This window comes from Acidovorax sp. M14, from assembly GCF_049331375.1.
GTDB lineage: Bacteria > Pseudomonadota > Gammaproteobacteria > Burkholderiales > Burkholderiaceae_C > Acidovorax.
The window spans coordinates 2,222,534-2,240,498 of the sequence record NZ_CP186263.1 but is presented as its reverse complement, the minus strand read 5'-3'; the positions used below and the strand labels follow the sequence as shown (position 1 = coordinate 2,240,498).

Genomic DNA, 17,965 nt, shown 5'->3' with positions numbered 1-17,965 from the left:
GGGTTCTCTTGCAAGGCACTGACTCGCATGGCGCGATACAGACACGCAATCTTGATGCACATCAAGTGGCAGGCCCTGCTGCCTGCACTTGTTTTGGCCGCATAGAACGCATTGCACGCCCATATTCCCCTGTGCAAGACCCGATTCCGCCCGGGCTTTCAGGGGTAGAAAAGCCCCTTGTCACCCCAATGTCATTGTCCCAAATGGAAATCAGGGTTTCCATGAGGCAATGTCGCCGAAAGCCCATTTTTTGGCGCCCTCAGTCAGTCAGTCTTGGGTAAACCCTGAAAAGTTCCGCGCGGATTGTTCACAATACTGGAACAGTTAGTTCGCGACTCGGTGGTTTTTCTCTGCCCCCCACCGGCGTACAGTTCACCCCATCGATGAGCCGAACCCGCAAGGCGACTCACCGAACCCGGTCCCAGGCAGCTTTCTTTGTTTTTGGCGCTTTGTTCCGGTTTTTTTGAGCCGCTTCTTTAACTTCAAGGATTTCCATCATGAACAACACCGCACGTTTCCTCTCCATCGCCGCTGTCGCTGCTTTCGCTTCTTTTGGTGCCCAGGCTGACGAAGCCGATGCTTCGCAATTCGCCACCAAGTTCGAAACCAACCGCACCCGCGCTGAAGTGCAAGCCGAAGCCGCTACCGTGGCCCAGACCCGCAGCATCGAACCCGCTGGTTCGCGTGTGGTGACTTACAAGTCCACGGCTGACCGTGCTGCCGTGCGTGCCCAGGCTGCTGAAGCCGTGCGTACCGGCCAGATTTCTTCGGGTGAGCGCGGCTGATTGACCAGGGGCGGCTGAATCTGCCGCTCTGGTTGCGCCGTATCTCTCAGTACCCAAGTCCCTCTTTTTCAAATTTTCCGGAGTTTCACCATGAACAAGGCTGTCCGTTTCCTGTCCGTTGCTGCTGTTGCCGCTTTCGCCGCTTTTGGCGCCCACGCTGATGAAGCCGATGCTTCGCAGTTCGCCACCAAGTTCGAAACCAACCGCACCCGTGCTGAAGTGGCTGCTGAAGCCGCTACCGTGGCACAAACCCGCAGCCAAGAGCCTGCTGGTTCGCGTGTGGTGACTTACAAGTCCACCGCTGACCGCGCTGCTGTGCGTGCCCAGGCTGCTGAAGCCCTGCGCACCGGCCAGATCTCTTCGGGCGAAATCGGCAACGCGATGTAATTGCCGCAGGCCCCGTGCGTACGGCATGGGGGCTTTGTGAAAGAACCGTGCAAATGCAAAAGGCCGGGGCCCTGTGAGGGGCCCCGGCCTTTTTTGTGGCGCCACTACGATAGTGGCCCAACGCTCAGGGGATCAACGTGACGCCGGTCTTGGCCTGCAGAGCCTCAAAGGTCACGCCGGGAGCCAGCTCCACCACCTTCAGGCCCTGAGGCGTCACGTCCAGGACAGCCAGGTCGGTGATGATGCGGTCCACCACGCCCACGCCCGTGAGGGGCAAGGTGCACTGGGGCAGGATCTTCAGGTCCTCGGTGCCATCCTTCTTCTTGGCGACATGCTCCATGAGCACGATCACGCGCTTGACGCCCGCCACCAGGTCCATGGCGCCGCCCATGCCCTTGACCATCTTGCCGGGAATCATCCAGTTGGCCAGGTCACCCTTTTCGCTGACCTGCATGGCGCCCAGGATGGACAGGTTGATCTTGCCGCCACGGATCATGGCAAACGACTGGTCGCTGCCGAAGATGGACGAGCCCTTGATGGTCGTCACCGTCTGCTTGCCGGCGTTGATCAGGTCCGGGTTCACCTGGTCTTCGGTCGGGAAGGGACCGATGCCCAGCATGCCGTTCTCGGACTGCAGCCACACTTCCTTGTCACCGGTGAAGTTGGCCACCAGCGTGGGAATGCCGATGCCCAGGTTCACATAAAAGCCGTCTTCGAGTTCTTGGGCCGCACGGGCGGCCATCTGGTCTTGGGTCCACGGCATGGTCAGGCTCCTGCTTTCTCGGTGATCGTTCGTTTTTCGATGCGCTTTTCGGGGTTGGCATTGAGCACGATGCGGTGCACGTAGATGCCAGGCAGGTGGATGTCGTCGGGGGCCAGTTCGCCCACTTCCACGATCTTTTCCACTTCGACGATGCAGACCTTGCCTGCAGTGGCGGCGGCGGGGTTGAAGTTGCGCGCGGTAAGGTTGAAGCGCAGGTTGCCCGACTTGTCGGCCACGTCGGCCTTGACCAGCGAGACTTCGGGCACCAGGGAGCGCTCCATCACATAGGTTTCGCCATCGAACTCGCGCAGCTCCTTGCCGTCGGCCACGATGGTGCCCACGCCGGTCTTGGTGAAGAAGGCCGGAATGCCCGCGCCGCCTGCGCGCAGCTTTTCGGCCAGCGTGCCCTGGGGGGTGAATTCCAGCTCCAGTTCGCCCGCCAGGTACTGGCGCTCGAACTCCTTGTTCTCGCCCACGTACGACGAGATCATCTTCTTGATCTGGCGGGTTTCGAGCAGCTTGCCCAGACCAAAGCCGTCCACGCCCGCGTTGTTGGAGATCACGGTGAGGTTCTTGACGGCCGAATCGCGCAGCGCGTCGATCAAGGCTTCAGGAATGCCACACAGCCCGAAACCGCCTACAGCCATGAGTTGGCCGTCTGCAACCACGCCCTTCAGGGCTTCGGCTGCGGAGGGGAATATCTTGTTCACCACGATCTCCTTATGAATGGGATGCGCTACGATACTACGTACTTAAATAAGTAGTTTTCCGTAAAGATTAGCACTATGGAAGTGGATTACCGGCTCGCTTTTGACATGGCTCCCGTGGGGCTGGTGCTGTCGCGCAACCGCACCATGGTCGACTGCAACCGCCATGTGTGCGAGATGTTCGGTGCCTCACGCGAGGTGCTGATCGGCCAGTCGTTCCAGATACTTTATCCGAGCGCTGACGAGTACGAGCGCCTGGGCGCACACATGGAGCCCATCCTGAACGCCAAGGGCCACTATGCGGACAACCGCATCATGAAGCGCGCCAATGGCGAGGTCTTCTGGTGCCACGTGTCGGGCCGCGCACTCAACCGCAATGCCCCACATGAATCCGGCATCTGGAGCTTTGAAGACCTCAGTTCGCAGCGCACCGTGAAAGCAGAACTCACGGGCCGTGAGCGCGAAGTGGCAGCCCGCCTGCTGGAAGGCCTGACCTCCAAGGAGATTGGCCGGGCGCTGGAAATCAGCCACCGCACCGTAGAGATCTACCGCGCGCGCCTCATGCGCAAGTACAACGCATCCACCGCAGCCGACCTGGTGCAAAAACTGCTGGCAGGCGGCTGAAGCGGGGCGACCTGTGCGTCGCACCCACCAGTCGTGGGCCTGCTACTTGGCAGGTCCGACAGGTCCGTCAATGACTTCGGCGGCAGTGCGAAACGCTTCTACCGCCGTCGGCAGGCCGCAATAGACGCTGGCGTGCAGTAGCACCTCCTGCAGTTCCTCTGCGGTGGCGCCATTGTTCAGCGCGCCACGCACATGGCCTTTGAGTTCGTGCTGCTTGCCCAGCGCGATCAGCATGGAAACCGTGATCAGACTGCGAGTCTTGCGGTCCAGCCCAGGGCGCTGCCAGACATCGCCCCACGCATTGCGCGTGATGTATTCCTGAATGGGCTGCGTGAAGGATGTGGCGTTGCCCAGCGCACGGTCCACAAAATCATCACCCATGACCTCGCGGCGGGTGGCCAGGCCTTTTTCGTAGTCTTTGGACGGGTTTGCTGTCACGCGCGCTCTCCTTGAAAGGTTGAAACATCAAGGCCCGATGGTAGCGAGCACGCGCAACGCCCCCGTCATGAAAACCACAGAACAAAAAGCCCAGCGCGTGCACTGCACACACCGGGCTCGATCAAGGCATGCTCAGCCCACCCGATGCCGCCTTTCAACGGCATGGAGCAGAAGCCCTTAGGGTCAGGCGCTGGCGCCGCCTGCGACCAGGTCAAACCGGTCGAGGTTCATCACCTTGGTCCAAGCCTTGACGAAGTCCTGCACAAACACCGCCTGCGCATCGCTGCTGGCATAGACCTCGGCCAGCGCGCGCAGCACGGAGTTGGAGCCAAACACCAGGTCGGCCACCGTGCCGGTCCATTTTTTGGCACCGGTGCTGCGGTCCACACCGTCCAGCACACCTGCTGCGCCCGCCGACTTCTGCCATTGGGTGCGCATGTCGAGCAGGTTCACAAAGAAGTCATTGCTCAAAGTGCCGATGCGCTGTGTGAAGACACCATGGGCCGCCTGATCCACATTGGCACCCAGCACGCGCAAGCCGCCCACCAGCACCGTCATTTCGGGCGCTGTCAGCGTGAGCTGATTGGCGCGGTCCACCAGCAGCTCGGCCACGGCGCCTTCCAGGCCAGGACGCACATAGTTGCGGAAGCCATCGGCCACAGGCTCCATGACCTCGAAAGAAGGCACATCAGTCTGCTCCTGCGAGGCATCGGTGCGGCCGGGGGTGAAAGGCACGGTCACCTCCTGCCCGGCATTCTTCGCTGCAGCCTCGACGGCGGCGCCACCGGCCAGCACGATCAGGTCAGCGAGCGAGATCTTCTTGCCGCCCGTCTGCGCGGCATTGAAGTCGCGCTGGATGGCTTCGAGTTGACCCAGCACCTTGGCCAGCTGCGCAGGCTGGTTCACGGCCCAGTCCTTCTGCGGCGCCAAACGGATGCGCGCGCCGTTGGCACCGCCGCGCTTGTCGCCGCCCCGGAAGGTGGAGGCTGAGGCCCAGGCCGTAGACACCAATTCTGGAATGGACAGGCCCGATGACAGCACCTTGGCCTTGAGCGCGGCGATGTCCTGTGCGTTGACCAGAGCGTGATCCACGGCGGGAACCGGGTCTTGCCAGATCAGCACCTCGGCGGGGACTTCCGGGCCCAGGTAGCGGGCACGCGGCCCCATGTCGCGGTGCGTGAGCTTGAACCAGGCGCGCGCAAAAGCATCGGCAAACTGCTCAGGGTGGGCCAAAAAGCGGCGCGAGATCTTTTCGTAGGCCGGGTCAAAGCGCAGCGACAGGTCGGTGGTGAGCATGGTGGGCACCAGCTTTTTCGACGGATCGTGGGCGTGCGGGATCGTCGCTGCTGCCGCCTTGGCCGTCCACTGGTGGGCGCCTGCAGGGCTCTTGGTCAGCTCCCACTCGTAGCCAAACAGGTTCTCAAAATAGTTGTTGCTCCACTGCGTAGGCGTGGTGGTCCAGGTCACTTCCAGGCCGCTGGTGATCGTGTCGCCGCCCTTGCCCGTGCCGTGGCTGCTCTTCCAGCCCAGGCCCTGTTCTTCGATGCCTGCGCCTTCTGGCTCTTTGCCCACCAGCGCAGCATCGCCCGCGCCGTGGGTCTTGCCAAAGGTGTGGCCGCCAGCGATGAGCGCCACGGTTTCTTCATCGTCCATGGCCATGCGCGCAAAGGTGTCACGGATGTCGCGCGCGGCAGCGAGGGGGTCGGGGTTGCCGTTCGGGCCTTCGGGGTTCACATAAATCAGGCCCATCTGCACGGCGGCCAGCGGGTTGGCCAGATCGCGCTCGCCGCTGTAGCGCTTGTCGCTGCCCAGCCAGGTCGATTCAGCGCCCCAGTACACGTTCTCATCGGGTTCCCACACGTCGGGGCGGCCGCCCGCAAAACCGAAGGTCTTGAAGCCCATGGATTCGAGCGCCACGTTACCCGCCAGAATCATCAAATCGGCCCACGAAATCTTGCGGCCATATTTCTGCTTGACCGGCCAGAGCAGGCGGCGCGCCTTGTCCAGATTGGCGTTGTCGGGCCAGCTGTTGAGCGGCGCAAAGCGCTGCTGCCCTGCCCCGGCGCCACCCCGGCCGTCGGCCAGGCGGTAGGTGCCCGCGCTGTGCCAGGCCATGCGCACAAACAGCGGCCCATAGTGGCCAAAGTCTGCAGGCCACCAATCCTGTGAGTCGGTCATCAGCGCCCTCAGGTCGGCCTTCACGGCGGCCAGGTCCAGGCTCTTGAATTCCTCGGCGTAGTTGAAGCCGTCACCCATCGGGTCGGTGAGCGGCGAGTTCTGGTTCAGGGGGCGGAGATTGAGCTGGTTGGGCCACCAGTCGGCATTGCGGGGGCCCGTGGGCGCGGCCTTGGTGTGGTCAAAGGGGCACTTGGCTTCTGTCGTCATGGGTCATCTCCTGTGAAAGCGCGTCGGCAAAACGTATCGACAGGACAGATGGTAGGAAGCAAACCATGACAGGTAAATTGAATCGATTGAATCTCATCAATAGTCAATTTCAATAAAACACCTTCACTCCATTGATTTCACTGCGCCCCATGGAGCCACGAAACAGGAGGCCACTTCAACGCAAGCGAGCCAGCGGCAGCCCAGGAGCCCCCATGTCAGCCCGCAGGATGCGACCAAGGGTCGAGTCGGTGACATACACCGTAGTGCGCCCTGCCCCGCCAAACGCCAGATTGGTGGTGGAGCTGCCCGGCGCGCCGCGCAGCACCTGCACCGGCTCGGCCCCGTGGTTCAGCACCCACACATAGCCCAGGCCGGGGTTAGCCACCAGCAGTTGGCCTTCGGCATCCACAGCCAGACCATCCGGGCCGCTCGGGCCATACGAGGTAAAGAACTGGCTGACCTTGGCCACGCTGCCGTCGGGCAGCAGCGGCACGCGCCACACGCAGTTGCCGCGCGTCACGGCCAAGTACAGCACACGGCCATCGGGCGACAGGGCCACGCCGTTGGGGCTGGGCACGTTGTGCAGCAGCAAGTCGAGCTGGCCGTTGGGTCGCAGGCGGTACAGGCGGCCACTCGGGTCGTGCAGACCACTCTGGCCTTGGTCGGTGAAGTAGAGGTTGCCTTCGGCGTCAAAGATCAGGTCGTTCACGCCCTTGAAGCGCTCGCTGTTGCGGCGCTGCAGGTACGGTGTGACCGCACCCGTGGCCACGTCCAGCTGCATCAGGCCGTTTTTGTAGTCGGTGATGAGCAGCGTGCCGGGCTTCAAAAACTTCAGTCCGTTGGGCTCGCCGTCGTACTCGGCCACCAGCGCCCATTCGCCTTGCGGATTGATGCGAAAGACGCGACCCCAGGGGATGTCGCTGACGTAGAGGTTACCTGCATCATCGAAAACTGGGCCTTCCAGAAACGAATCGGTGATAGTGCCGCCCCGGTTGGCGTCGGCCCAGTCGCTGCGCTCGCGGCGGCGAAAGTGCTCGGGCATGGTGGTGAAGACATCGAGGTCTCGGACCTCAGGGGCTTGCAGTAAAAACATGGCGGGTCTTTCCAATTCGTTCAGGCGGGGGCGGCGGTATCGAAACCATACAGCCGTGCCGGGTTGTCGACCAGGATGCGGTCCATGGCGGCCTCGCTGCCAGCCCAGGCCTGCAGCAGGTCCACCAGATCGGCGTCGTTCACGGTGCCGGGCGTCTCGGTGGTGTGCGGCCAGTCGCTGCCCCACACCAGGCGGTCGGGCGCAGCCTGCACCAGGGCCTGGCCCAACGGCAGCATGTCGGCGTAGCTGGGGCCATACACGGTCGATCGCATGTAGGCACCCGAGAGCTTGACCCAGGTGTTGCCCCCATCGAGCAGGCCGCGCACCACGCCATAGGCCTGCGCAGCGGGGCCTTCAGCCGGGTCGATGCGGCCCAGATGGTCGATGACCAGAGGCACAGGCAGGGTGCGCAGTTGGGGCGCAAGCGCGATGAGTTGCTCTGGCTGCGCAAAGATCTGGACATGCCAGCCTGCGCAGGCCGGGTGCTCGGCCAGCTTGCGCGCCAGCGTGGTCAGCATGTCAGGGGTGGTGGTGCCCCACGATTGAGGCGAGACAAAGTTGACCCGCAGCCCGCGCACACGGCGTGCGGCCAGATGGGCCAGTTCATCGGTACTCACGCCCTCGCTCACCACGGCCACGCCGCGTGCATCGTTGCCCAACTGGTCCAGCGCATCCAGCGTGCAGGCGTTGTCGGTGCCGTAGGTAGATGGCGTAACCACCACCGTGCGCGTGGTGCCCAGGCGCGACTGCAGCTGCCGGTACGCCGCCACGGGCGCCACCAGCGGCGTGCGCGGCCAGTGGGCTGACGGCGCAAAGCGCGGGTCAAAGATGTGCATGTGGCTGTCGCACGCGCCGGGTGGCAACGGGCGGTGTGGGCGGTTCAGGCCCACCGAGTACGGCACGGGCGTGGTCAGCGCTGGCAGGGTCATGGGTCAGTCGAGCTTGATATTGCCCTTCTTCACCACCTCGCCCCACTTCGCGTCTTCCTTCTTGAGGAAGGCGGCAAATTCTGCAGGCGTGGAGCCCACGGGCTGTGCGCCCAGGTCGGCCAGGCGCTGCTTCACTTCGTCTTCCTTCAGCACGTCTTGCAGGGCCTGCTGCAGCTTGGTGGCGATGGGGGCGGGCACGCCTGCGGGCAGGAACACGCCGTTCCACTCATAGGCCTCGTAGCCGGGGATGGCAGCTTCGGCCACGGTGGGCACATCAGGCAAGCGCTTGGATCGTTCAGGCGCCGACACAGCCAGTGCGCGCAGTTTGCCGCCTGCCACATGCGGGTAGGTGGCGGCCACGGTGCCGAACATGAAGTCCACCTGGCCTGCCATCACATCGGTGATGGCGGGGCCGCCGCTCTTGTAGGGCACATGCACCATATCGAGGCCCAGCTTCTGCGCCATCAGCTCTGCCGCTAGGCGCTGCACCGTGCCGCTGCCGCCCGAGGCAAAGTTGATCTTGCCCGGCTGTGCCTTGGCCTTGGCAATCAGCTCGCCCACGTTCTTGTAGGGCGCATCGGCCTTCACGATGAGCACGTTGGGCGCCAGCAGCACCAGCGACAGCGGCTGCAGTGCGTTGGCGGCGTACGGCATCTTGGGGAACAGGTGCGGGTTGATGGAGTACGGCGTGGCGTCGTACAGCATGGTGTAGCCATCTGCCGGGGCCTTGGCCACAAAGCTGGCGCCAATGGTGCCGCTGGCACCGGCCTTGTTGTCCACGATCACACTGCCGCCCAGCTTGGCCCCCAGGCGGGTAGCCACCACACGGGCCACGGCATCGGCCGCACCGCCGGGGGCGTAGGGCACGACGATGGTGATGGGCCGGTCAGGAAAGGCGTGGGCCACGCCAGCAGCCAGGGCGCAGGCGGCGATCAGGGGTTTGAGGAAGCGAAGCAGCGGTGTCTCCAATCAGTTCTGGGTTCTACAACAGGGCCGCTCAATCTGCTTTGAGGTCGAGCGCTTTTGCAATCTGGCTATAGGTGGTCACTTCGCGGGCCACGCGGGTGGCAAAGGCGTTGCCGCAGACCGATTCAGCCTCCATGCCCATACCGCGCAGCTTCTCGGCAGCCGACGGACTCTTGGCAAAGTCGGCCGCCGTGCGCTCCAGCGCCTGAGCGATGGACTCGGGCAGTCCCGCCGGGGCCAGCACGCCGTACCACACGTCAGCCGCGTAGTTGCCACCGCCCGCCTCGGCAAACGTGGGCACATCGGGCACCAGGGCCGAGCGCTGGGGCGCGCCCACGGCCAAGGCGCGCAGCTTGCCACTCTGGATCTGCGGCAGCACCGAGCCCACGGTGGCGAACGAGCTGTCGAGCTGGCCGCCCATCAGGTCCGTCACCACCGGCGCGGCGCCCTTGTAGGGCACGTGGTTGAGCTGCAGGCCCTGAGCGCGTGCAAACACCTCGGTGGCGAAGTGGCCTGAGCTGCCCACCCCCGCCGTGCCTGCCGTCACGCGTCCGGGCTCTGCACGGGCCTTGGCCTGGTAGTCGGCCAGCGTCTTCACCGGCAGGCCGGGCGCCACCACTAGCACCGTGGGGCTGCCCGCCACAGTGCACAGCGGGCGGAAGGACTTCACTGCATCAAACTTGACGCGGCCCTGGTACAGCGCCGGAATCATGGTGTGGTTGGTGGCACCAAACAGCAGCGTATAGCCATCGGCCGGGGCGCTGGCCACGGCCTGCGCGGCAATGACGGTGCCCGCACCGGGCTTGTTGTCGATGATGAAGGGCTGGCCCAGCGCCTTGCTCGCGTGGTCGGCAAATGCGCGCGCCACCACATCGGTAGGGCCACCGGCGGCAAAGCCCACCACCAGCTTCACAGGCTTGGTCGGATAGGCTGCTGCGCCCGTTTGCGCGCTGGCGGAGCCAGACGCTACCAAAACAATAGCTGCCAGCGCATGATTGACTAGCGCAAGAGGCCTATTTTTCGGCTCTCTTCCATTTCGGGTGGAACACTACAGTTCAAATAAATCCATTGACACCCCCTGAACAGGAGCCCTCCCGATGCAAGAAGCGTTGTTCTGCCAAGCGTTGGGGCTGGCCGCGCCCTGGGCTGTGGAGCGTGTTGCACTGGACGTCGAGCGCAGCCGCATCGACCTGTACGTGGTCTGGCAATCCGGCAGTGCAGCCTGTCCCGTTTGCGCCGCAGCTGACCAGAGACTGCATGACCACCGCCAGCGTAGCTGGCGGCATCTGGATTTCTTTCAGTTTGAAGCCTACGTGCACTGCGCTCTGCCTCGGGTGTCGTGCAGCGCCTGCGGCTCTACGAGCCAGCTGAGTGTTCCCTGGGCGCGAGAGGGCAGCCGCTTCACGCTCATGTTCGAGGCGCTGGCTCTGACGCTGGCCCGTGAGATGCCGGTGGCCGCGTGTGCGCGCATCCTGCGCTGCGCGGACAACGCCTTGTGGCGCCAGATCGATGCCCATGTTGGCTTGGCGCGCGCCAAGGAGAGCTACGCGGGTGTGGCGGTCATTGGTATCGATGAGACCAGTTGCGCCAAAGGCCATAGCTATATCACCCTGGTGCACGATCTAGAGCGAGCGCGACTGATCTACGCCACATCCGGCAAGGATGCCAGCACGGTTCAGAGATTTACCGAGGACTTCAAGAGCCACCAAGGCAAGGCCGAAGCCATCCAAGTGGTGTGCATGGACATGTCCAAGGCCTTCATCGCAGGAGCTGGCCAGCACTTGCCCCAAGCGGCCATTGCCTTTGATGGATTCCATGTGGTGCAACTGGCCAACCGGGCCGTGGACGCAGTGCGGCGGGATGAGGCCCGGGGCGAGCGCTGGCTCAAGAAGACGCGTTGGTGCTGGCTCAAGGACAAAGCCAAGTGGACGGACAAAGAGCAGGCAAAGATGGATTGGCTGCCCCGCACCCGATTGAAGACCGCCAGGGCGTGGCGGATGAAGGAGGCGCTGCGGGACATCTACCGCAGTGCGCTCGCTCAGACTCAGGCTGCACAAAGCGAGCTGGCAATCAAAAAGTGGCTGCGATGGGCACAGCGCAGCCGCTTGCGGCCCTTCACTGATCTGGCCAAGACCATCCAGCAGCACTGGGCGGGAATACTCCAGGCGTTTGATGCCTCTCACCTGCACACCGGCTATGTGGAGGCGGTGAACTCACTGCTGCAAGCAGCCAAGGCCAAGGCGCGTGGTTATGGCACCACCGATCACTTCATCGCCATGGCGTTCCTGATCGCGGGAAAGCTCACTCACCTGCCGGGCTGTCCTTTGCAAAAAGCAAGGGCCTGACCATGGCTCTGGTGGGGAATGTGGCTTTCCACCCGAAATGGAAGAGAGCCTATTTTTCTTGAAATTGCGTGCCATGGTCTGTTGTCTCCTGTGGGGCCGGGCACCCTGCCCGGCCATGTTTTGGGGGCAAGCCTGCGCTCAGGCGACGGCTACTGCGTGCGGCGCACGGGCCAGCACAGCCAGCAGGTTCTTGGCTGCGCCCACACCCATGTTCACGTAGGCGTCGCTCGTCACGCCCCCGATGTGGGGGCTGAGGATGAAGTGCTTCTCGCCCTGGAAGGGATGGCCCGCCGTCATGGGCTCCACCGCAAAGCTGTCGAGCCCGGCAGCCATCACCTGGCCCGAGCGCACGGCGGCCAGCAGCGCGGCCTCGTCGATCAGGCCACCGCGTGCCGTGTTCACCACGATCACGCCGCGCTTGCATTGCGCCAGCGTGGCGGCGTTCAGCATGCCCCGGTTGTCGTCGGTCAGCGGGCAGTGCAGCGAAATGGCATCCGATTCGCGCCAAATGGTTTCCAGGTCGACCGCCTGCACATAGGCGGGCAGGTTTTTGGCAAATGGATCGAAGCCGATCACGCGCATGCCCAGGGCGTCGGCCATCTTGGCAAAGCGCAGGCCAATGGCACCCAGGCCCACCAGGCCCACGGTGCGGCCACCGAGTTCCAGGCTCTTGTGCGTGGCCTTGTCCCAGTGGCCAGCGTGCATGCGCGCATCCAGTGCCACCACCGATTTGGCGCAGGCCAGCAGCAGGGCCAGGGCCTGCTCGGCCACGGCAGCGGCATTGGCACCGGCAGCGGCCACCACTTCAATGCCACGGGCTTTGGCGGCCACCTTGTCGATGGTGTCGGTGCCACTGCCGTGCTTGGAGATGACCTTGAGCGCAGGGGCTGCGTCCATCACCGCAGCGCCCACCTTGCCGTAGCGCACGATGATGGCCACGGGGTTGTGCGCGCGGCACAGGGCCACCATGTCGTCCTCGGTAGGCGTCTTGCCTGCGTAGACGACTTCGTAGCCTGCGAGCAGATCGAGGGCTTGTTGCGCCAGGTCGGCGCCGGTCACGATGATGACGGGTTGGGTAGCGTTGCTCACAGCGATTCCCCATCTTTGAGCACGCCCGCAGCGCGCAGGGCGGCAGGCAGCCATTTCGACGCGGTGTCGCCACGGGCAATGGCTTCGATGCGGGCGGCTTCGTCGGCCACCTTCTTGTCGGCCAGGGCCAGCATGCCGGGGGCCTTCTCGCGCTCGATGACGACCACGCCATCGGCATCGCCCACCACCAGGTCACCGGGGTTCACAGTGGCGCCACCGGCGCTGATGGGGTGGTTGATGCGGCCAGGCACAAATTTGGTAGGGCCTGCGGGGTTGAAGCCCGCGCTGAACACGGGAAAGTCCAGCTCCAGAATTTCCAGCTTGTCGCGGATGGACGCATCCACGATCACACCTGCCAGGCCGCGCTTCTTGCAGGCGCTGAGCATCAGCGTGCCCATCAGCGCGGCCGTCTGGTCGCCCTTGCCGTCGATCACCAGCACGTCGCCTGGCTGGGCCAAGGCGATGGCGGCGTGGATCATGAGGTTGTCGCCGGGGCGCACTTCCACGGTGAAGGCGGGGCCCGCCACCTTCATGTTCTGGTGCACAGGCGCCACGCGGCCATGCATGGTGCCGCGGCGGCCCGCCACGTCGGCCAGGATGGCGGCTTGGTAGGTAGAGGCTTTGGCCACGACGTCGGCGCTGACGCGGTCGATGGCGCGGATGATTTCAGGGAGTTGGCTCATGGGATCGGTCCGGTTGAGGTAATGAAAACGAAGAAGCAGCGGTTTGTTTTTGGACAGGTGCTTGGGCGATTCACCCGGCGTCTCTGGCTAGGCGCCGCGTCGCAGGCAGTACCAGCGGTACGACAAGGCGCGGCAACAACGCCAGAGGCGGTGGGTGGATCGCGGGTATCAGTCGGCCTTGATGTTTCCGTCTTTGATGACCTTGGCCCACTTGGCGGAGTCGGCCTTTTGCAGGTCGCCCAGCTGCTGGGGCGTGCCGCCCACCAGCGTCACGCCCAGCTTGTCGGCAAGGGCGACGAGGGCGGGGTCTTTCAGCGCGGCGGCAATCTCGCGGTTCAGGCGCTGCACGATGGCGGCGGGTGTCTTGGCGGGGGCAAACACGGCCTGCCACTGCTCCACGACAAAGTCCTTGATCCCCGCCTCGCCCATGGTGGGCACGGCAGGCAGGGCCTTGAGACGCTGGGCCGATGTGACGGCCAGGGCGCGCAACTTGCCCGACTGCACATGCGGCAGGGCGGCGGCTGCGGGGGCAAACATGAACTGCACCTGCTCGGCCAGCGTGTCTTGCAACGCGGGGGTGTCGCCCTTGTAGGGCACATGGATGAAGCGCGCGCCGGTTTGCTGCTGCAGCAGCTCGCCCTGCATTTGCAAAATCGTGCCGTTGCCGCCGGAGGCAAACGCCAGCTTGCCGGGCTGGGCCTTGGCAGCGGCCAGCAGGTCGGCCACCGTCTTGAACGGCTGGTTCGCGCCCACCACCAGGATGTGCGGGATGGTGCCCACGGTGATCACGGGCTCAAACGCCGTGATGTGGTCGTAGGGCAGCTTGGCCATCAGGTGCGGCGCAATGGCCTGCGGGCCGATGGACGTGCCCAGCAGCGTGAGCCCGTCGGGCGCCGCCTTGGCCACATAGGCCGCGCCAATGGTGCCCGTGGCCCCGGCTTTGTTGTCCACGATGACGTTGGTGGACAGGGCCGCGCCCAGCTTGAGGGCGATGTTGCGGCCCAGCACGTCGGTGCTGCCCCCGGCAGGGTATGGCACGACCCAGGTGATGAGCTTGCCCGCAGGCCAGTCGCTCTGCGCCCACGCTGGCAGGCCAGTACCGGCCCAGGCCAAGGTGGCTAACAAGTGACGGCGCTGCACGCCGTGTGTGGAAAGATGGGATGCCAAAGAGGTCATGGTGCAAGCCCTCAGACAAGGTTGGAGGTTGAAGAAGTCGATACCGGCGCAAAGCCGTAGAGCGCGGCCGGGTTGGTGACCAGCACGCGTCGCAGAGCGCCCGCGTCCACCACAGCGCACCAGCGCGCCAGGGTGTCGATTTGCAATGCGTCGTCCGGCAAGGTGTGCATGCCCGCGCTGGCGGTGGCGTGGGGCCAGTCGCTGCCCCACAGCACGCGCTCTGGTGCGGCACGCAGGTAGCTGGCGGCCAGCGCGTCGAGTGCCGGGTCGTCCACCGCATGGGTGGCACTGACGATGTAGCCGCCCGAGAGCTTGACCCAGGCCCTGCCCTCGCCCATCAGCTGCAGCAGCAGCGCGTGGGCAGGGTGCTTTCCAGCTTGCTCGGGTGCGATGCGGCCCAGGTGGTCAAACACGAGGGGCACGGGCGCACTGCGCAGCACGTCGCCCAAGCTAGCCAGCACATCGGGCGCCATCAACAGCTGCAGGTGCCAGCCCCAGGGCGCAATGCGCCGGGCCAGCGGCAGGATGGAGTCCACCGAGCCGGTGACGCCCAGCGACAGGTTCAGCCGCACGCCGCGCACGCCCGCGTCGTGCAGGGCCTGCAGCTGGGCATCGCTCTCGCTGCCATCGATCACGGCCACGCCTCGGGCCTGCGTACCCAACGCGGCCAGGCCCTGCAGCATGCAGCGGTTGTCCGCACCGTAGGTAGATGGCGTGACCAGCACGGTGCGCTGGGTGCCGATGCGCCGCTGTAGCGCACGGTAGTCGCTGGCCGATGCATCGGGTGGCAACAGCTTCGCGCCGGGCGCTGCGGGATAGCGCTGGTCGTACACATGCACATGGCAGTCGCACGCCCCCGCAGGCAGCGCGGTACGGGGCGGCGCCGTTCCCAGCGAGAACGGTACGGGCGCGGCAAGGCAATCGCGGGTCATGGCGATGGACTGTCAGCGGGGGATGGATGTGGCGGCGCTATCAGTCCAGGCTGGCGCCCGAGTCCTTCACGATCTTGGCCCAGCGGGGCACTTCGGTACGCAGCAGCGCTGCAAACTGCTCGGACGTGCCCCCGAGGATGTCGCCGCCTTCAGAGCGCAGCTTGTCGGCCACGTCCGGCTGCTTGAGGGCCTGGTTGATGGCCTTGTTGAGCTGCGCCACGATGGCTGCAGGGGTGTTGGCCGGAGCCAGTACACCGAACCAGGTCACGGCCTCAAAGCCCTTGAACCCGGACTCTGCCAGGGTGGGCACATCGGGCAACTGCGCCGAGCGCTGGGCTGAGGTGATGGCAATGACCTTGAGCTTGCCATTGCGCACATGGCCCAGCAGCGTGGGAACGGACGACATGTACAGATCAATCTGCCCGCCCATCAGGTCCGTCATAGCCTGGGCCGCGCCCTTGTAGGGAATGTGGCGCAGCTGGATGCCTGCAGCGTTCTCGGCCAGTTCACCGGCCAGATGGGCGACGGTACCGTTGCCCGAGTAGCCCAGCGTCAGCGCCTCGGGCTTGCCCTTGGAGGCAGCCACCACATCGGCAAAGGTCTTGAAGCGCGAGTTGACGGGCACGGCCATCACGATGGGCGAGGACGACACCAGCGCCACCGGAGCCAAGTCCTTGAGCGGGTCGTAGGGCAGCTTCTTGTACAGCGTGGGGTTGATGGCGAGGTTGCTGGTCTGCCCCATCACCAGCGTGTAGCCGTCCGGGTCGGCCTTGGCCACAGCGTCCACCCCCAGGTTGCCACCGGCACCGGGGCGGTTGTCCACGATCACGCTCCACTTGTTCTGGTCGGCCATCTTTTGCGCCACGGCGCGGGCGATCATGTCGGTGCCACCGCCGGGGGGGAACGGAACAATCAGGCGGATGGGCTTGGCGGGATAGGCCGTCTGCGCCAACGCTCCGCCATGGGGCAAGGCCACGGCAGCAAGGCCCAGGAAAGCGGCACACAGGCGCGCACTCAAAGAACGTGAAAGCGAAAAAAAAGCGGTCATGGATTTGTCTCCGTTATGGTGGTTCGTCACACCGGACTGCTAAGGCCGGTTCGGGTTGGGCGCCGTGGTGTGCGAATGTACGCATGCGTTTCAACCCATACAATGCGGTTGCATACAATGAAACGAATTGCGCCATGAGCAACCAGTCTTCTTCGCCAGCGCGCCCTGCCCCGCGCAAGGCCGTCAAGCCGAATACCACCATGGCTGTGACCGATGAAAGCGCAGACGCGCCGACGGATGCCGCGCCCAAGGACACCGGTGGCGTGATCGCCGTGACGCGTGCCCTGCAGGTGCTGGAGGCCTTTGCGCTGGGCGAGTCCAGCCTGTCCCTGGCAGAGCTGAGCCGCCGCTGCAGCCTTCACAAGACCACCGTACTGCGCCTGGCCCGCACGCTGGGGCAGTCAGGGTTCATGGTGCAGCGCGAAGACGGCGACTGGCGCCTGGGCCCGGCCGCCGGCTGGCTGGGTGCGCGCTACCAGGCGGGCTTTGACGTGCAGAACGTGCTGGAGCCTGCGCTGCGTGAGCTGACCCTTGCCACGGGCGAAAGCGCTGCGTTCTACGTGCGTGAAGGCAATGTGCGCACCTGCCTCGTGCGCGTGGAAGGCCCGCAGGCGCTGCGCCACCACGCCCGCATGGGCGAAGGCCTGCCGCTGGACAAGGGCTCGCCGGGCCGCGTGATCCTGGCGTTTTCAGGCGAGCCGGGCAAGGCCTATGAAGAGATCCGCAAGAAGGGCTACCACTGGTCGATTGGCGAGCGCGAACAGGGCGTGGCCACCGTGTCGGCGCCGGTGTTTGGCATGCACTGGCGGCTCATGGGCTCGGTGTGCATCTCAGGCCCGGCCTCGCGTTTGCCCGCTGAAAAGCTCGAAGCGCTGGCGCACACCGTGATCGCTGCGGCAACGCAGTTGTCCTATGCGCTGGCCGGCAGCTCGGCCGCGCCGGCCCATGCCCCCGTGCGGGCGACCCAGTGGCATCCCTGATACTTGCGTTCGTTATCCACCCCCTACAAAAACCCAGGAGACCACCGTGAGCCGCTACCCCTTCCCCGACCTGAACACCCTGCCCGAGGACATCCGCGCGCGGATTCTTGAAGTGCAGGAGAAGGCAGGGTTCATCCCCAACGTGTTCCTCGCGTTTGCCCGCCGCCCGGCGGAATGGCGCGCCTTCTTTGCGTACCACGATGCGCTCATGCTCAAGGAAGAAGGCAGCCTGACCAAGGGCGAGCGCGAGATGATCGTCACCACCACCAGCGCCGCCAATCAGTGCCTGTATTGCGTGGTGGCGCATGGCGCAATCCTGCGCATCTACGAAAAAAAGCCGCTCATCGCCGACCAGGTGGCCGTGAACCACCGCAAGGCAGACATCAGCCCCCGGGAGCGGGCCATGCTCGACTTCGCCATGAAGGTGTGCCAGAACGCCCACGAGATCGACGACACCGATTTCGAGGCCCTGCACCCGCATGGGTTCGATGACGAGGACATTTGGGACATCGCGGCCATCACGGCGTTCTTTGGCCTGTCCAACCGCATGGCCAGCTTTGCCGGTATGCAGCCCAACCCCGAGTTCTATCTGATGGGCCGTGTGCCCAAGGCCAAGCCTGCGACCTGATACCCAC

At 64.7% G+C, this 17,965-nt stretch carries 19 protein-coding genes; 6 read left to right on the top strand and 13 right to left on the bottom strand.

The window, feature by feature from the left end; genetic code table 11:
- The first annotated feature begins 497 nt into the window (after positions 1 to 497).
- Both ACOYR4_RS10255 and ACOYR4_RS10250 read left to right on the top strand, forming a co-directional pair.
- On the top strand, positions 498 to 785 hold the full coding sequence (locus ACOYR4_RS10255) for a hypothetical protein (protein WP_015012218.1): 288 nt from the start codon (positions 498 to 500) through the stop codon (positions 783 to 785).
- Positions 786 to 875: 90 nt separating this feature from the next.
- Complete coding sequence (locus tag ACOYR4_RS10250; protein ID WP_110958833.1) at positions 876 to 1,172, top strand: DUF4148 domain-containing protein; 297 nt, start codon at positions 876 to 878, stop codon at positions 1,170 to 1,172.
- 124 nt (positions 1,173 to 1,296) lie between these two features.
- Here the strand turns inward: ACOYR4_RS10250 and ACOYR4_RS10245 are convergent, their stop codons facing one another.
- Positions 1,297 to 1,935, bottom strand: coding sequence for a 3-oxoacid CoA-transferase subunit B (locus ACOYR4_RS10245; protein WP_015014314.1), 639 nt, complete (start codon positions 1,933 to 1,935; stop codon positions 1,297 to 1,299).
- Between the two features lie 2 nt (positions 1,936 to 1,937).
- On the bottom strand, positions 1,938 to 2,645 hold the full coding sequence (locus tag ACOYR4_RS10240) for a CoA transferase subunit A (protein WP_309823868.1): 708 nt from the start codon (positions 2,643 to 2,645) through the stop codon (positions 1,938 to 1,940).
- Positions 2,646 to 2,720: 75 nt separating this feature from the next.
- Here ACOYR4_RS10240 and ACOYR4_RS10235 point away from each other — a divergent pair, with 75 nt between their 5' ends.
- Positions 2,721 to 3,266 carry a LuxR C-terminal-related transcriptional regulator gene (locus tag ACOYR4_RS10235; protein ID WP_015014316.1) on the top strand — a complete coding sequence of 182 codons (546 nt, stop codon included), beginning with the start codon at positions 2,721 to 2,723 and terminating at the stop codon, positions 3,264 to 3,266.
- A gap of 42 nt (positions 3,267 to 3,308) precedes the next feature.
- On the opposite strand, the gene pcaC is transcribed toward ACOYR4_RS10235, so the two are convergent.
- From pcaC to ACOYR4_RS10205, 6 genes are all read right to left on the bottom strand, one after another.
- Entirely contained in the window at positions 3,309 to 3,704 is a 396-nt protein-coding gene (gene pcaC / locus ACOYR4_RS10230) for a 4-carboxymuconolactone decarboxylase (protein ID WP_422849449.1), read from the bottom strand.
- A gap of 183 nt (positions 3,705 to 3,887) precedes the next feature.
- Positions 3,888 to 6,089: a catalase/peroxidase HPI gene (katG, locus tag ACOYR4_RS10225; RefSeq protein ID WP_422849448.1), complete on the bottom strand. Its 2,202-nt coding sequence runs from the start codon at positions 6,087 to 6,089 to the stop codon at positions 3,888 to 3,890.
- A gap of 175 nt (positions 6,090 to 6,264) precedes the next feature.
- Positions 6,265 to 7,182: an SMP-30/gluconolactonase/LRE family protein gene (locus ACOYR4_RS10220; protein WP_422849447.1), complete on the bottom strand. Its 918-nt coding sequence runs from the start codon at positions 7,180 to 7,182 to the stop codon at positions 6,265 to 6,267.
- Between the two features lie 20 nt (positions 7,183 to 7,202).
- Positions 7,203 to 8,111, bottom strand: coding sequence for an amidohydrolase family protein (locus ACOYR4_RS10215; RefSeq protein ID WP_422849446.1), 909 nt, complete (start codon positions 8,109 to 8,111; stop codon positions 7,203 to 7,205).
- 3 nt (positions 8,112 to 8,114) lie between these two features.
- A complete protein-coding gene (locus tag ACOYR4_RS10210) occupies positions 8,115 to 9,068 on the bottom strand; it encodes a tripartite tricarboxylate transporter substrate binding protein (RefSeq protein WP_422849644.1) in 954 nt (317 codons plus the stop codon).
- Between the two features lie 40 nt (positions 9,069 to 9,108).
- On the bottom strand, positions 9,109 to 10,050 hold the full coding sequence (locus ACOYR4_RS10205) for a Bug family tripartite tricarboxylate transporter substrate binding protein (protein ID WP_422849445.1): 942 nt from the start codon (positions 10,048 to 10,050) through the stop codon (positions 9,109 to 9,111).
- Positions 10,051 to 10,174: 124 nt separating this feature from the next.
- Here ACOYR4_RS10205 and ACOYR4_RS10200 point away from each other — a divergent pair, with 124 nt between their 5' ends.
- Complete coding sequence (locus ACOYR4_RS10200) at positions 10,175 to 11,422, top strand: ISL3 family transposase (protein ID WP_422847186.1); 1,248 nt, start codon at positions 10,175 to 10,177, stop codon at positions 11,420 to 11,422.
- A 138-nt stretch (positions 11,423 to 11,560) separates the two neighbouring features.
- Here the strand turns inward: ACOYR4_RS10200 and ACOYR4_RS10195 are convergent, their stop codons facing one another.
- From ACOYR4_RS10195 to ACOYR4_RS10175, 5 genes are all read right to left on the bottom strand, one after another.
- Positions 11,561 to 12,511: an NAD(P)-dependent oxidoreductase gene (locus tag ACOYR4_RS10195; RefSeq protein ID WP_422849444.1), complete on the bottom strand. Its 951-nt coding sequence runs from the start codon at positions 12,509 to 12,511 to the stop codon at positions 11,561 to 11,563.
- Entirely contained in the window at positions 12,508 to 13,194 is a 687-nt protein-coding gene (locus ACOYR4_RS10190) for an RraA family protein (protein WP_422849443.1), read from the bottom strand. Before ACOYR4_RS10190 ends, ACOYR4_RS10195 begins: the two co-directional genes overlap by 4 nt.
- A 168-nt stretch (positions 13,195 to 13,362) precedes the next feature.
- Entirely contained in the window at positions 13,363 to 14,370 is a 1,008-nt protein-coding gene (locus ACOYR4_RS10185; RefSeq protein ID WP_422849442.1) for a Bug family tripartite tricarboxylate transporter substrate binding protein, read from the bottom strand.
- Positions 14,371 to 14,381: 11 nt separating this feature from the next.
- Positions 14,382 to 15,302, bottom strand: coding sequence for an amidohydrolase family protein (locus ACOYR4_RS10180; protein WP_422849441.1), 921 nt, complete (start codon positions 15,300 to 15,302; stop codon positions 14,382 to 14,384).
- A 40-nt stretch (positions 15,303 to 15,342) separates the two neighbouring features.
- Entirely contained in the window at positions 15,343 to 16,350 is a 1,008-nt protein-coding gene (locus ACOYR4_RS10175) for a Bug family tripartite tricarboxylate transporter substrate binding protein (RefSeq protein ID WP_422849440.1), read from the bottom strand.
- Positions 16,351 to 16,550: 200 nt separating this feature from the next.
- Between ACOYR4_RS10175 and ACOYR4_RS10170 the strand changes: the two genes are divergently transcribed.
- Entirely contained in the window at positions 16,551 to 17,330 is a 780-nt protein-coding gene (locus tag ACOYR4_RS10170) for an IclR family transcriptional regulator (RefSeq protein WP_422849643.1), read from the top strand.
- 46 nt (positions 17,331 to 17,376) lie between these two features.
- The gene (locus ACOYR4_RS10165) at positions 17,377 to 17,958 is read left to right on the top strand and encodes a peroxidase-related enzyme (protein WP_422849439.1); all 582 of its coding nucleotides are present in this window, start codon (positions 17,377 to 17,379) and stop codon (positions 17,956 to 17,958) included.
- The last annotated feature ends 7 nt before the right edge of the window (positions 17,959 to 17,965 follow it).